Origin of the sequence: Hwanghaeella sp. LZ110, from assembly GCF_048892525.1 — a bacterium.
In the GTDB taxonomy this organism is placed as follows: domain Bacteria; phylum Pseudomonadota; class Alphaproteobacteria; order UBA8366; family Aestuariispiraceae; genus Pacificispira.
The window spans coordinates 469,013-482,991 of the sequence record NZ_JBLZHT010000004.1; the positions used below are offsets into that span (position 1 = coordinate 469,013).

Sequence of the window (13,979 nt, forward strand, 5' to 3'; positions counted from 1 at the left end):
CTTGTTTCACGCACCAACCCTTTATTCATTATAGCCAACTTCTGCGACCAATTGCAGTGCATCCCGCAGATTGGCGGCAATCTGATCCAAGGTCAGGCTGTCTGGGGTCAAATCCCCAATCCCAGCCAACGCATCGGAGGGTTTCACATTGGGATTAACCGGATATTCAAAATTCACATCCGCATAAATCCTCTGTGCAGCCTCGCCCGTCAAGTATTCCATCAGCAAAACGGCATTTTCATGGTTTGGCGCATGAGGAGCCATGACCATGGCAGACACATTCACATGCGTGCCACCGCCGTCAAACTTCGGGAATACCGGATTGACCGCTTCGGCCCAGCCACGCTGTTCGTCATTATCCAGCATCTTGAAGAAGTAGTAGGAGTTACCGACAGCGATATCACATTCACCCTCGGACACGGCCTTGACCTGGGCACGATCATTGCCCTGCGGCTTGCGTGCCAGATTGGCCTTCACACCTTCCAGCCATGTCTTGGTTTCTGCTTTGCCCTTATGGGCAATCATGGCTGCAATCATCTGCACATTGTATGGGTGGGTACCGCTGCGAGTGCAGACCTTGCCCTTCCACTTCGGATCCGCCAAACCTTCATAAGTCACCAGATCACCCTCTTTCATACGCTCTTTGGAGGTATAAAACAGGCGTGCGCGCAGGGTCAGCGCAAACCAGCGATTATCCGCCGCACGAAACTGTTCTGGAACACGTGCTGCGAGCGTTTCGCTGTCAACCGGTTGGGTCAGCCCTTCATCAACCAGACGCGCTGTATTACCAAAGCTGGATGTCAGCACAACATCCGCAGGACTGTTTGGGCCCTCTTGCGCCAGACGCTCAATCAAGCCGTCATCAGCAAACAGAACATTGACTTTAACGCCTGTTTCTTTGGTGAATTCGTCCAGAATCGGTTCGATCAAATAGGCTTGGCGCATGGAGTAGATATTTACTTCTCCCTCTGCGGCCTGTGCGACTGGCATTGCCATGCTCATGCCCAGTACCAGGCCGACCAGACCAACCTTTCGGGTCACATGTTGACGAAGAGTATCCAATCCAAATGTCATTGAAGGCATTCCTTTCCCTAGCGTTGTGTCACACCCAAGCTTGCTCGGGTCACGACTGGGACGCATCCTCTCAGTTGCTGGGCGCCAAACTGAGATTGCGTCGCATATTCATATGCGGCTTATAAAGATTATCATAATATTCTGCAAGTCATTCTTAATATCATCTTTGTGAATTTGATACTAAAGGCCCTTCAAGAATTCCAGCAGATGGTTCCGGTCTTCCTGTGACAGGGCCCTGAAATCATTTCTGGATTTCAGGGCTTCCCCGCCATGCCACAGGATTGCTTCTTCGGGCCCCCGCGCGCGACCATCATGCAATAAGGGGGCTGCTCGATCCTTTGCCAGAGTTTCTGCCAATCCCCACAGAGGCGGCGTCCGCCATTCAAAGCTTTTCGCATCCCCTTCTGGCAGCCCGTCATCCAGGCCTGGCCCCATATCATGCAGGGATAAATCGGTATAAGCGCGCACGGGGATTGGACCAGCACGCGACGGTAATTCAGGAATATGGCAGGCCGCGCACCCTACAAGGTGGAACAAGTACTCCCCTTTCGTGTCTTTCACATCGGTGCTGTCAGGCGGCGGCAGCAGCTTTGTGAACAGGGTCAGTTCCGCCAAGGATATGCCGGATATCTCCCCAGATCCGCCCCCACAATCCGTCTGCCCTTTTGGACAGATCGGCATTTGATGGAAAACATTGGTGATCCCCATATCCTGTGCCAGGGCTGCGGCGTTCTGCATAACGATTGTGGGTTCGGACGCCTTCCAGCCGAATCGTCCGGTGCTATCCTTGGGTAAAATCATCGGTTCCAACAATCCTATCCCCCGAATAGGTTGCGCAATGCGGATGGACCAATGTGCCAAAGCGCCCGGATCAGGCTGAATATCCAATGATGGCTTTCTAAGCTCATAGGCCTGACCGTCTGGATATTTACCTGGCTGTATCTCCCAGTTTAAAGATAGCTTCGCCTCAGGGTCCACGCCGGGGACGGCGCGATCCTGAATCTGGGTTCCGAATAAGGGATGCGGCGTGACACCCCCCACCGCATCCACAACGCCGATCCGAACCAATGCAGTCAGAAAGTTGTCACCCGGCCCATCAGGCGGAAAACCGCGCCCCCCCGCGCTATGGCAGGACGCACAGGATATCCGATTGTACAAGGGGCCCAGGCCGACCAAATCATCAGGCCCCTGTGTGCCCGAGGGTCGGAAATGACCATTGAAGATCAGGCGTCCACGCTCATACGCCGCGCGGGTATCTTCAGATAATCCTGCCGGGGGGGCCATTGGATCCGCTGGTATAGCCCCCCCGGAAGGGGAGTCATTTGCAGGCAAAAGGGACTGCGCCACGGCAGTCCCAGTTCCCAGACACAGCAAAACCGCAACAACCAAAGCCCTGAACACGAATCCCGCCCATCCATTTTACACAAATCGACTGGCTCAGGCCTCCAAGGTCATCAAGGACGCATTGCCACCGGCCGCCGTGGTATCAACAGACACCGTGCGTTCGCAAGCAAAACGATGCAAGTATCTTGGGCCCCCTGCCTTGGGTCCTGTTCCGCTTAAACCTTCACCCCCGAATGGCTGAACCCCTACAATAGCGCCAATCTGATTGCGATTCACATAAGCATTGCCAACTTTCAAACGTTTAAGGACCCGACCGATCGTCTCGTCAATCCGGCTGTGAATGGCGCAGGTCAGGCCAAAGCCTGTGCCATTGATTGCATCCACCACAGCATCCAACTGCGACGCCTTATAGCGCACGATATGCAAAATGGGGCCAAAATGCTCTTGTTCCAGCATCTCTATTCCTGGAATTTCAAAGGCAATCGGGGCGACGAATGTGCCCTTGTCACACTGTGTTCCCATCGGCGTTTCACCAACCTTCTTCGCCTTTTTGGATTTACTCAATTCGGCGATATGGGCATTCAGATTAGACCGCGCTTCTGCATCAATCACAGGGCCCAGATCGGTAGACAGCCAGGCAGGGTCGCCCACCCGTAATTCCTTCATGGCCCCGGCGATCATGGCGATCTGCTTATCGGCCACATCTTCCTGAATATACAAGACCCGCAGGGCCGAACACCGCTGGCCAGCACTTTGGAAGGACGAGATAACGACATCGCGCGTCACTTGCTCCGGCAGCGCGGAACTGTCGACGATCATCGCATTCTGCCCACCGGTTTCCGCAATCAGCGGAATGATCGGGCCATCTCGTTCTGCCAGCGTCCGATTGATCAGCCGAGCTGTCGCCGTAGACCCAGTGAAAGCAACTCCGCCCAAACGCAGATCGGACAATATGGCATTCCCAATCGTCGGCCCATCACCGGGCAGCAGATGCAACGCATCAACAGGAACCCCCGCCGCATGCAAAAGCTTTACAGCCTCATAGGCGATCAACGGCGTCTGTTCTGCCGGTTTGGCCAGCACCGCATTTCCTGCTGCCAAGGCCGCAGATACCTGACCGGTGAAGATTGCCAGCGGGAAGTTCCAGGGAGAGATACACAGAAAGACACCACGACCGTGCAGCGAAATCTCGTCAATCTCTCCGGTTGGTCCAGGCAGGGCCTCTGGCTGAGCAAACTCCATGCGGGAGCGCACCGCATAATAGCGCAGGAAGTCGACCGCCTCGCGCAGCTCTGCAATCGCATCATTCAGGGTTTTACCCGCCTCGCGCATGACAATCGCCATCAGTCGGGAGCCATGCTGCTCATACAAATCAGCGGCCTTTTCCAGGACATCTGCCCGCGCACCTGCAGGTGTGTCGTCCCATAATGTTTGTGCCCGCAACGCCCGTTCAAACGCATCGCGCGCTATATCGGCTGTGGTATCAATCACTTCTCCGATGCGCTGGCTGCTGTCAGCGGGATTATAGACCGCGTGAGCTTTCCCTTTCACCGGAACCCCGCCTACCAGGGGCGCGGCAGACCAGGGTTCCCGCTCTGCCAGGGACATCCCGTCGCGCAGGTTCATCAGGGTTGGAATATCGGTGATATCAAAGCCTTGAGAATTGCGACGACCGGGCCCAAAGAGGTTTTCAGGCATTGGAATTTGTGCATGGCGCACGGGACTTAACCGTTCCGCCTCCCGCAAGGGGTCGGCAACAATTTCTGCAATCGGCATCTGCTCATCGACAATGCGATTGACGAAGCTGGTATTCGCCCCGTTTTCCAAAAGGCGACGCACCAGATAGGCCAGCAGGTCTTCATGACTGCCTACCGGCGCATAAATGCGTACTGGATAGCCCCCCTTGCCTGCCTTGCTGACCACCTGATCATACAGGGCATCGCCCATGCCATGCAGGCGCTGATATTCAAAATCACTGCGGTTCCCCGCCATTTCCGCGATGGCCGACAGCGTATGGGCATTATGGGTCGCAAAGCAGGGATAAAAGGCTTCCTGTTCGGTCAGCAACAACCGGGCGCAGGCAAGATAGGACACGTCGGTGGATACCTTGCGGGTGAAGACCGGATAATCGCTCATCCCCAATTCCTGGGCGCGTTTGACTTCCGTATCCCAATAGGCCCCTTTGACAAGGCGTACCATCATACGGCGCTTCCCTTTTTTGGCGACAGAGGCCAGCCATTTGATAAAAGGATAGGCGCGCTTCTGATAGGCCTGAACGGCAAGCCCCAGACCATTCCAACCCGCCAGGGACGGGTCTGTTGCCGCCGCCTCAATCGCTTCCATCGACAGGTCCAGACGATCACATTCTTCCGCGTCGATACACAGGCCGATATCATATTCCTTCGCCTTGCGACACAGCTCCAGCAAACGGGGGATCAATTCATCCAGGGTGCGGTCTTCCTGACCGAATTCATAGCGCGGATGCAACGCTGACAGCTTTACGGAAATGCCCGGTGCCTCAATGACACCTCGCCCTTTCGCGGCCTTGCCGATTTTCTCAATCGCCGTGCTATAGGCCTTAAAATAGCGGTCGGCATCTGCCATCGTGCGGGCCGCCTCACCCAGCATGTCATAGGAATAGCGATAGCCTTTGCTTTCATTTCCCTTGGCACGATCCAGGGCTTCTTCAATCTTACGGCCCATCACGAATTGCCGTCCCATGACGCGCATCGCTTGATTGACTGCCTTGCGGATGACGGGTTCACCCGACCGCTGGACCAATTTGCGCATTGTACCGCGCCAGTCCTGTTCCGCCGTTTTGCCATCATCCCCAACAATGCGCCCGGTCAGCATCAGGGCCCAGGTTGACGCATTCACGAACCAGCTTTCAGAATGACCCAGATGGGATTCCCAATTCGCGCCCCCGATCTTATCCTTGATCAGGGCATCAGCGGTTTCATCATCGGGGATGCGCAACAGGGCTTCGGCCATGCACATCAAAACAACGCCTTCCCGGGACGACAGTTCATATTCATGCATGAAGGCGTCAATGCCAGATGACTTAACCCGGTCCTTGCGCACTTCGACAACCAATTGGCGCGCGCGCTCTTCGATCCGATCACGGGCGGCAGCTTCCAGTCTCGCCTGACCCAAACGCTCCGTCAGACAAGCCTCCTCATCCATGCGATAGGCGTCTCGCACCGCTTGGCGCAGAGCGCCGTGAGAAAGATACCGGTCGGCTTGTTTGTCGGTCAGCAGCATGTTCGGCTCCCTTAATCGAATGGAGCCGAAACAGTAAAACAAACCCAGCCAAATGTGCTTCTGTTTTAGGGGTTTTAACGATATATCTTATAGCCAAACCCAGATTTCATAGTGAAAGATTCTGCAATGACAGAGACAACGCGCAGCCTTGATAAAATTGATCGCAATATCTTGCGGCAGTTACAGGCCAATGGGCGGCTGAGCAATGTTGATCTGGCCCGATTGGTGAACCTGTCCCCCACGCCGTGCCTGGAGCGGGTGCGGCGGCTGGAAAAAAGCGGATACATCACCGGATATGCAGCACGCCTGTCCCCGTCAAAACTGGAGGCTGGCCTGACCGTATTCGTTCAGGTCACGCTGGACCGCACGACCAGTGACATATTTGAACATTTCAAACACGCCGTACAGCAAGAACCAGGTATTGCAGAATGTCACATGGTCGCCGGTGGCTTTGATTATCTATTGAAGGTTCGCACCAGGGATATGGAGAGCTTTCGTCACTTTCTGGGCGACGTGATCAACCCCCTGCCCGGCGTGATTTCCACCGCAACCTATGTCGCAATGGAAACCGTAAAGGAAGGCGATGCGGTTCCGGTTTAACCTGAAACCGGCTTCTTCTGTTGGCTGTTCGATACCAGCCGCGTTGCCCCGGTGATCAGCCCGATCGTGCCGATATAGACGATAAGATGCAGCACGGTCGGGCGTTCAATATACCCGATCAGCGTATGCAGTATTTTCCCCAGAATACTGCTCTCACTCAGCAGGAATGAACTGTCCCACAGGGTCGGACCCAGGGTGACAAAACCAGCTGCAGCCAGAAAATTCATCACCTGCGCCGCCATGCCAGCGGCCAGCAGAATAATCATCCAGTTCGTGACACTGAATATCTTGCCAGTCGGGATCCGCAGCAGGCCCAGATACAGGACTGCACCAACAGCAACGCCCAGCGCCAATCCAGCCGACCCGCCCAGGATTGCGGGCCGAAAACCCCCATCAGATGCCGCCAGACCATACAGGAACAGCACGACTTCGGACCCTTCCCGCAAAACCGCCAACCCCACAACAAGCGCCAGCGCATAGAGCGGTCGCCCGCCGCTGCGCACAGTATCCCCAACAGAGCGCAATTCAGTGACCATCTGGCGGCCATGGGTCGACATCCAGATCGTGTGCCAGGCCAGCATGGCAACCGCCAGCAACAGAACACAGGCATTAAAGATTTCCTGACCATAGCCATTCAACGTGTCGGAAATCACCCCCGCGAATTGAGCGACGATTGCAGCCCCAACCACCCCTGCGGCAATGCCTGCACTGACCCAACGCCCCACACCGGGCAGGCCACGGGTCGATGACAGAACAATGCTGATGACCAGGGCCGCTTCCAGAACTTCCCGAAAGACGATGATCAGGGCTGCTATCATGTCATATCTCCAACATGCTGTTATTTAACGACGATTACACCATTCGCCTGGTCGGCATGGAATTCCCCGATAAAGGCGTATTCACCTGCTTCCAGGCCGTTGATGCGAATCTTCCCGTCGGTATGACCGGCAATGACCTTTTCGATATGCAAGGCCATGCTTTCAAACTCTTCGGGCAAAGGGTCCCTGTTGGATACTTCCAGAACGAAAGTCTCACCGGCTGCGACCTCAATGCGGTCGGGTGTGAATTTATGATCCTGGATCTCCACCTTGATAATCCGCGCGTCATCAGCCAAGGCGTCGGTTGATCCACTGGCGACGGAGAAAATGGAGCCCAGAACCAGCGTTGCGGCAATCAGGCCTGATTGAATTTTCATTTGCTAGAATCCTTTGTTTTTCTTGCGAGGGGTCAGTTCCAAAAGCCAACGCCTCGCTGCCCATGATCGTGACAAGCATGAAACTGCGAATTATTCGCAGAAAATTCGTAGCGCTGACCAATATTTCTGTAAAGGACGGCACCGTTAGCGTGCTGAAAAATACATTCAGAATCCCATTTCAATACATTGTTTTAAAACAATAATATTGTGTTCATGACATAAAGTCGCATCTGAAATTTTAGTCGCTCGCCCAGCATCGCTCTGGACGTGACGAATGCTGCGCAGCGCTCTATCTTGCCCTTATGTGCGGTATATCTGGTCTGATTGATCTTAGGAACGAAACCTCCCATGCCCGACTGTCCGAAAGCGGACAGGCGATGGCTCAGGCTATGTGGCATCGCGGGCCGGATATGGGCGAGGTCTGGGCCGATGCGGATGCCGGTATTGCCATGGCCTTTCGCCGATTGGCGATCATCGATCTCTCCCCTTTAGGGGCACAGCCCATGCGGTCCTCTGATGGTCGCTATGTCATGACCTATAATGGGGAGATTTATAACTATCGCGACCTGGCAAAGGACCTGGCAGGCCGCAGCTATAAATTTCGCGGCGCGTCGGACAGTGAGGTTATTCTGGAACTGTTCGCCCGGGACGGCATCGCCGCCACGCTGCCCCGCATGGTCGGCATGTTCGCCATTGCCTTATGGGATACGCAAACCCGGAAATTGGTATTGGTGCGGGATCGACTGGGCATAAAGCCGCTGTATTTCGGACGCCAAGGAAACCATGTCTATTGGGCATCTGAATTAAAGGCGATGCGCGCGACATCAACGTTTGCAGCAAAACTGTCGCCCATCGCCCTGGATGGCTATCTGAAGGGCAATGTTGTTCCTGCCCCGGCATGCATTTATCAGGATCTGGAAATGCTGTCGCCCGGCCATTATGCCGAAATAGATACTGCGGGAGAGATTTCACGGCACTGCTATTGGTCCATGGCGCAGTTTGCCAATCAACCCATCGCAACCCTGTCTGAAGAAGAGGTCATAGACCAGACCGAGTCTCTGATCGCCGATGCTGTGAAGCTGCGCATGGTGGCCGATGTTCCACTGGGGGCCTTGTTGTCCGGTGGGGTGGATTCATCGACCGTGGTCGCCCTGATGCAGCAAGCATCAGACAGACCGATCAAGACCTTCACAATCGGGTTCGGGGCCTCTGACTATGACGAGGCGCATCACGCCGCCGCGGTCGCCCGGCATCTGGGCACCGATCACACCAGCCTGGACCTGTCGCCACAGGATGCCCTGGATCTGATCCCCAATCTGCCGGACTGGTATGATGAGCCCTTTGCGGATTCATCTGCCCTGCCCACCTATCTGGTCAGCAAACTGGCGCGCGATCAGGTGACTGTGGCCCTGAGCGGCGATGGCGGGGACGAAGTTTTCTTTGGCTATAACCGTCATAAAGCCCTGGGCCAGATTGAACGCAGGATCAGTGCCGTCCCAGCACCAATGCGCCGCATGGGGGCCGCGGCCCTGGCGGCACCGGGGCCTGCAATATGGGATACTTTGGCCCAGTTTATGCCGGAATCGAAGCGCCCGCGCATGCTTGGCACCAAAGTTCAAAAACTGTTGCGGGCGCTTGCCGCAGGCACCCCTGATGCACGCTATCTGGATCTGGTGACCCATTGGCCCGAAGATCTGACAGGCCTGAACATTCCAGGTCAATTACCCGATGGTCCGGTACTGGACCCCTCAGCCCGCGCTGCCTATGCCGATACGCTTGGCTATCTACCCAATGACATCCTAACCAAGGTCGATCGTGCCAGCATGGCCGTCAGCCTGGAAGCCCGTGTACCCCTGTTGGATCACCGGTTGGTCGAATTTGCCTGGACCCTGCCCACGGAACTGAAAATCCGCAACGGAATCAGCAAATGGCCACTGCGGCAGGTTCTGTATCGCCATGTGCCCCAGACTTTAGTGGATCGTCCAAAAAGCGGCTTTGCCATTCCATTGGGCGATTGGTTGCGCGGCCCGCTGCGCGATTGGGCTGAAACCTTGCTATCACAGGACCGTCTGAAATCCCGGGGCTGGATTGATCCCGCACCTGTGCGCCAGGCCTGGAAGGACCATCTGAACGGGCGCGGGGCACGGGCGGAAGCCCTATGGGGCATTTGCATGCTGGAGGCCTGGGCAGAGCGTTGGATGGGCAAGCCATGACACGGGCGGCATCGTTGGACCTGAGTGGTAAAACGATCCTGTATCTGGTGACGGAAGACTGGTATTTCTGGTCTCATCGCCTGCCCTTCGCCCGGGCGGCACGGGATGCCGGGGCGAAAGTCATTGTCGCCTGTCGCATGGCCGATCATCGCGACCGCATCATTGAAGAGGGATTTGTCGCCCGCGACATTCCTTTTGACCGGTCAGGCCTGAACCCTGTCCGGGACCTGAAGACCTTCCGCGCAATAACACGTCTGTATCGCCAGGAGCAGCCGGATCTGGTGCATCATGTAGCGATGAAACCGGTCCTGTATGGCGGGTTGGCGGCAGCGAAAACAGGAACCCCGGCCGTTGTAAATGCCATGGCGGGGCTGGGATTCCTTTTTATCGCCACGGGCTGGAAAATCACCCTGTTAAGACCAGTCGTTGAGCGGGCTTTTGGTTGGCTGAATAACCGCCGGAACACCCATCTGATCGTGCAAAATTCGGATGATGCCGCCCTGTTTGAAAATCGCATGCATGTGAAGCCTGCACGGATCGTGGTGATTCGAGGCTCTGGTGTGGACATCGATCGGTTTTACCCGATGCCAGAACCGCCAGGAACGCCCGTCGCTGTTTGTGTCAGCCGGATGCTGTGGGACAAGGGGATCGGCGAATTGGTGGAGGCCGCGCGTCTTCTGAAACAGCGAGGGGTCGACATCACAATCCGGCTGGTCGGCCCAACCGATGCCAATCCAGCCAGCATCCCGGTCGCCACCCTAAAGGCCTGGCAAGACGAACGTGTGGTCGAAATCGCAGGTCCTTCATCAGATATACCCGGCACGTATGGCTCTGCCCATATCGCGGTGCTGCCATCCTATCGCGAGGGCTTACCTAAATCACTGCTGGAAGGGGCAGCCTGTGCACGCCCGGTGATCGCGACCGATGTGCCGGGCTGTCGGGAAATTTGTCGGGACGGGGAAACCGGTTTGCGGATCCCCCTGAAATCCGTGGAACCCCTGGCCAACGCTCTACAAAAATTGGCTGAAAACCCAGCGTTGCGCCGCCAATTGGGTAAAGGGGCAAGGCTGGCTGTGGAAAAGGACTTTGCCGAAGGTATCATCGTTGCCGAAACGATGGCACTGTACAAAAAAGCCCTTGATCCGGGAGGATACCAGAATGACACATGAATTGACAGGAAAGCGCATTCTTATCACCGCCGGCGCAGCGGGAATCGGGCGCATTATGGCCGAAAAGATGAATGCGGCGGGCGCGAGAGTCTTTGTTTGCGATATTGATCAGACGGCTTTAGCAGACCTGTCCACTACACACCCTGATATCGGTCAGATGCAGGCGGATATCTCAGATCGCGCGGCTGTCGAGGCTTTCTTTGAACAGGGATTGGCCGCTTTGGGCGGCCTGGATGTCCTGGTCAACAATGCCGGCATTGCAGGGCCGACCGGCCCGGTTGAAGATATCAATCCTGATGATTTTGAAAGAACGCTGGCGGTCAACATCACCGGACAGTTTTTATGCACCCGGCTGGCGGTGCCCCATCTAAAAGCAGCGGGCGGTGGAGCAATCATCAATCTCTCCTCCGCAGCGGGGAAATTCGCCTTCCCCCTGCGCACGCCCTATTCCGCGTCCAAATGGGCGGTCGTCGGGTTTACAAAGTCGCTGGCGGCAGAGTTGGGCCCCTTCAACATTCGGGTCAATGCCATCCTGCCCGGCGCCGTGGAAGGCCCCAGGATTGAACGGGTGATCGCCGCCAAAGCCGATGCGCGCGGCGTCCCTTTTGAAGAGATGTTGGCCAATTACACCAATCTGGCCTCAATGGGGCGATTGATCCCGCCGGAAGATATTGCCGCCATGGCTTTGTTCCTTGCATCCGATGACTGTGGAACCTTGTCTGGACAAGCGCTGAGCATCGATGGCGACACGCAAATGCTGAAATAAGGAGTCTGACGGATGACTGACACAAGGCCATGGGAAAATCAATTTTCCGTCGCGCGCATTGATATTGTTGAGGAAACACCAACCCTGCGCGTTCTGGAAATGACATTGCAGGCGGGGGAGAAGGTTCCCTGGCATTGGCATACCAACGTCCATGATCGATTTTACTGTCTTGCCGGATCGGTTGAAATTGAATGTCGCGCCCCGAAAGCGATGCACCACCTGAAATCCGGTGACAGTTGCGCCGTCGCTCCCAAGGTCGCCCATGAGGTTCGCAATATTGGCAGCGATACAGTCCGAATGATGTTGGTCCAGGGCGTTGGCCCCTATGACTATCATCCCGTTGGAATTGAGGAGAAAGAAGCATGAGGCTGGAGGGAAGCTGTCATTGCGGGTCTGTCCGGTTTTCCCTGGAAAGCGCACATCCCTATCCCTTTAACCGCTGTTACTGTTCAATCTGTCGCAAGACTCAGGGGGGCGGTGGCTATACGATCAATCTGGGGGGCGATTATGCCAGCCTGTCGATTGAGGGAGAAGAGCATCTGAGCGTCTATCATGCCAGGGATACGCGCGCACCTGACGGCATCAGCCCGCTGGGCCGCCATTTCTGTAAGCTTTGCGGGTCCTGCCTGTGGTGCTATGACAGCCGCTGGCCTGAACTTGTGCATCCCTTTGCATCGGCAATAAATACCGCCCTTCCCGTGCCGCCAGAACATGTAAATCTAATGACGGCGTATAAGGCCCCCTGGTGCGAGATTGAAGCCGGTCCACAAGATAAGACGTTTGACGAATATCCGAACGAATCCCTGGCCCAATGGCATCAGCGGTTGGGTCTGACCCGATGACGCGTCTGCTGTTCCTGTTGTTTCTGATAGGAACACACCTGTTCGGGACCGGATCGGTCCGGGCGCAAGACACGGAGTACAGCCTTCGCGGTCTTTCCCTGGGTATGACGCGGAATGCCGCCCTGAAAGCCTTGTCGCAATATCGGTTCTTTTGCGAACCCTCCATACAGGAAGGGTATCACCGCTATCATGGAACCCTGTGTCGGTATCGGGAATACCATTTCGGCATCTTCTTTTCCGTTCGACCGGATGATGACACCCTGTATCGCATTGAAGTAGAGGATAAATACCCTGATGGTTTTGATCTGGAAAAGGTTGATTCGGACCTGATCACGCGCTTTGGAACACCGGACGTGTCAAAGCGCAATGCGATGTTTTCCGGCTCTTACCTGCGGCAATGGGGGGACTTTCTGACAGTTCGCCTGGAAGATTACGAACAGGACGCCATTCGCCTGGTCCTGGCCGACCCAAAGGTCACACAGGACGTGTTACGCGCCTGGTATGATTTAAAAAGTCAGTCCAAAGACGTGTCCCAATAGCGTGATCGCGATGGGAAGGGAAACGAAAGACACCAGGGTCTGCACCGTCACAATCGATGCGGCCAGCGGGGCGTCCCCCCCCATTTGGCGGGCCAGGGTGAAGGAGGATGCCGCCGTTGGGACACAGGCAAAAATCAGCGGGATCATTGCCATATTTCCTTCCAATCCAACCATCAGCACCAAGCCAAAGACGACCGCCGGGAAGACGATGAACTTTCCAGCCATAGACAGATAGGTCGATAACAGACCTGCCCGCATCTCAGAAAAATGCAGATTGGCCCCAATGCATAACAGCATGATCGGCAAGGCCGCTGCCCCCAGAATTCCGGCCGTCTGATGCAATACCGGAATCTCCCCGACGCCCAACAGGTTCAGTGACATCCCGATCACAATGGAAACCAGCAGCGGGTTGCGGGTCAGATCCCGCAGGATCGCTGCGGGCAGGCTGCGCCCCGGTGTTTTTGGCAACATGCCGACCATGGATGTCACAACAACGATGTTTGTCACCGGTATCAGGACCGCTGTTACCATTGCCGCTAAGGCCAGACCATCAGCGCCGAACAGACGCTCTGCTACGGCCAGTGCAATAAAGGTATTATGGCGCGCGGCCCCCTGCAAAACCGACGTGCCGCTAGGGGCGGAAATCTTGAACACTTTGATTGTGATCAGGCTGTATAGAACCGCTGCAAAAAATCCCCCCAGAATGACGATGGCGTAATTCCCGATCACCGCCCCTGACAGAGTTAAGCTCGATGTCGTTTTGAACAGCAGGACCGGGAACAAGACCCAATAGACCAGCTTGTCATTAATATTCCAGAAATCGACAGACGGAATGCCAATCCGGCGCAGGATATTGCCCAGCACGATCAACAGGAAAATCGGCGCAATCGTTAAGACAATTTCCAGCACAGCCAATCCTTTCAGCGATATTTGGGCGCACTATAGAACGCAAACCCGCAAAGAAAACCATTCCGTT

Annotated in this window: 13 protein-coding genes; 7 read left to right on the plus strand and 6 right to left on the minus strand. The window is 55.7% G+C overall.

The window, feature by feature from the left end:
* Positions 1-21: 21 nt before the first annotated feature.
* The 3 genes from ACOSDM_RS10980 to putA form a co-directional block, all read right to left on the minus strand.
* Positions 22-1,074: a Fe(3+) ABC transporter substrate-binding protein gene (locus ACOSDM_RS10980; protein ID WP_420724560.1), complete on the minus strand. Its 1,053-nt coding sequence runs from the start codon at positions 1,072-1,074 to the stop codon at positions 22-24.
* A 180-nt stretch (positions 1,075-1,254) separates the two neighbouring features.
* A complete protein-coding gene (locus ACOSDM_RS10985) occupies positions 1,255-2,358 on the minus strand; it encodes a di-heme oxidoredictase family protein (RefSeq protein ID WP_420724561.1) in 1,104 nt (367 codons plus the stop codon).
* Positions 2,359-2,511: 153 nt separating this feature from the next.
* Complete coding sequence (putA, locus tag ACOSDM_RS10990) at positions 2,512-5,679, minus strand: bifunctional proline dehydrogenase/L-glutamate gamma-semialdehyde dehydrogenase PutA (RefSeq protein ID WP_420724562.1); 3,168 nt, start codon at positions 5,677-5,679, stop codon at positions 2,512-2,514.
* A 126-nt stretch (positions 5,680-5,805) separates the two neighbouring features.
* Here putA and ACOSDM_RS10995 point away from each other — a divergent pair, with 126 nt between their 5' ends.
* The gene (locus tag ACOSDM_RS10995; RefSeq protein WP_420724563.1) at positions 5,806-6,279 is read left to right on the plus strand and encodes an Lrp/AsnC ligand binding domain-containing protein; all 474 of its coding nucleotides are present in this window, start codon (positions 5,806-5,808) and stop codon (positions 6,277-6,279) included.
* Here ACOSDM_RS10995 and ACOSDM_RS11000 read toward each other — a convergent pair.
* Both ACOSDM_RS11000 and ACOSDM_RS11005 read right to left on the minus strand, forming a co-directional pair.
* On the minus strand, positions 6,276-7,097 hold the full coding sequence (locus ACOSDM_RS11000; RefSeq protein WP_420724564.1) for an FTR1 family iron permease: 822 nt from the start codon (positions 7,095-7,097) through the stop codon (positions 6,276-6,278). The genes ACOSDM_RS10995 and ACOSDM_RS11000 overlap by 4 nt on opposite strands.
* A gap of 20 nt (positions 7,098-7,117) precedes the next feature.
* Positions 7,118-7,474 (minus strand): cupredoxin domain-containing protein, encoded by a 357-nt coding sequence (locus ACOSDM_RS11005; protein ID WP_420724565.1) that lies wholly within the window; start codon positions 7,472-7,474, stop codon positions 7,118-7,120.
* 302 nt (positions 7,475-7,776) lie between these two features.
* On the opposite strand from ACOSDM_RS11005, the gene asnB reads away from it, so the two are divergent.
* Genes asnB through ACOSDM_RS11035 form a run of 6 tightly spaced genes read left to right on the plus strand, consistent with a single transcriptional unit; the run spans position 7,777 to position 13,003 of the window.
* Entirely contained in the window at positions 7,777-9,687 is a 1,911-nt protein-coding gene (asnB, locus tag ACOSDM_RS11010) for an asparagine synthase (glutamine-hydrolyzing) (RefSeq protein WP_420724566.1), read from the plus strand.
* Positions 9,684-10,856 carry a glycosyltransferase family 4 protein gene (locus tag ACOSDM_RS11015; protein ID WP_420724567.1) on the plus strand — a complete coding sequence of 391 codons (1,173 nt, stop codon included), beginning with the start codon at positions 9,684-9,686 and terminating at the stop codon, positions 10,854-10,856. Before asnB ends, ACOSDM_RS11015 begins: the two co-directional genes overlap by 4 nt.
* Positions 10,846-11,622 carry an SDR family oxidoreductase gene (locus tag ACOSDM_RS11020; protein ID WP_420724568.1) on the plus strand — a complete coding sequence of 259 codons (777 nt, stop codon included), beginning with the start codon at positions 10,846-10,848 and terminating at the stop codon, positions 11,620-11,622. The genes ACOSDM_RS11015 and ACOSDM_RS11020 overlap by 11 nt, the downstream gene beginning before the upstream one ends.
* A gap of 12 nt (positions 11,623-11,634) precedes the next feature.
* Entirely contained in the window at positions 11,635-11,988 is a 354-nt protein-coding gene (locus ACOSDM_RS11025; protein WP_420724569.1) for a cupin domain-containing protein, read from the plus strand.
* Positions 11,985-12,464: a GFA family protein gene (locus tag ACOSDM_RS11030; RefSeq protein WP_420724570.1), complete on the plus strand. Its 480-nt coding sequence runs from the start codon at positions 11,985-11,987 to the stop codon at positions 12,462-12,464. Before ACOSDM_RS11025 ends, ACOSDM_RS11030 begins: the two co-directional genes overlap by 4 nt.
* A complete protein-coding gene (locus tag ACOSDM_RS11035; RefSeq protein ID WP_420724571.1) occupies positions 12,461-13,003 on the plus strand; it encodes a hypothetical protein in 543 nt (180 codons plus the stop codon). Before ACOSDM_RS11030 ends, ACOSDM_RS11035 begins: the two co-directional genes overlap by 4 nt.
* Here the strand turns inward: ACOSDM_RS11035 and ACOSDM_RS11040 are convergent.
* Positions 12,971-13,912, minus strand: coding sequence for an AEC family transporter (locus ACOSDM_RS11040; protein WP_420724572.1), 942 nt, complete (start codon positions 13,910-13,912; stop codon positions 12,971-12,973). The genes ACOSDM_RS11035 and ACOSDM_RS11040 overlap by 33 nt on opposite strands.
* Between the last annotated feature and the right edge of the window lie 67 nt (positions 13,913-13,979).

Coding starts and splice junctions, on each gene's coding strand:
- ACOSDM_RS11005 (WP_420724565.1), bottom strand. CDS start 7,474: ATGAAAATTCAATCAGGCCTGATTGCCGCAACGCTGGTTCTGGGCTCC.
- ACOSDM_RS11025 (WP_420724569.1), top strand. CDS start 11,635: ATGACTGACACAAGGCCATGGGAAAATCAATTTTCCGTCGCGCGCATT.
- ACOSDM_RS10980 (WP_420724560.1), bottom strand. CDS start 1,074: ATGACATTTGGATTGGATACTCTTCGTCAACATGTGACCCGAAAGGTT.
- putA (WP_420724562.1), bottom strand. CDS start 5,679: ATGCTGCTGACCGACAAACAAGCCGACCGGTATCTTTCTCACGGCGCT.
- asnB (WP_420724566.1), top strand. CDS start 7,777: ATGTGCGGTATATCTGGTCTGATTGATCTTAGGAACGAAACCTCCCAT.
- ACOSDM_RS11015 (WP_420724567.1), top strand. CDS start 9,684: ATGACACGGGCGGCATCGTTGGACCTGAGTGGTAAAACGATCCTGTAT.
- ACOSDM_RS11020 (WP_420724568.1), top strand. CDS start 10,846: ATGACACATGAATTGACAGGAAAGCGCATTCTTATCACCGCCGGCGCA.
- ACOSDM_RS11000 (WP_420724564.1), bottom strand. CDS start 7,097: ATGATAGCAGCCCTGATCATCGTCTTTCGGGAAGTTCTGGAAGCGGCC.
- ACOSDM_RS10995 (WP_420724563.1), top strand. CDS start 5,806: ATGACAGAGACAACGCGCAGCCTTGATAAAATTGATCGCAATATCTTG.
- ACOSDM_RS11030 (WP_420724570.1), top strand. CDS start 11,985: ATGAGGCTGGAGGGAAGCTGTCATTGCGGGTCTGTCCGGTTTTCCCTG.
- ACOSDM_RS11035 (WP_420724571.1), top strand. CDS start 12,461: ATGACGCGTCTGCTGTTCCTGTTGTTTCTGATAGGAACACACCTGTTC.
- ACOSDM_RS10985 (WP_420724561.1), bottom strand. CDS start 2,358: ATGGCCCCCCCGGCAGGATTATCTGAAGATACCCGCGCGGCGTATGAG.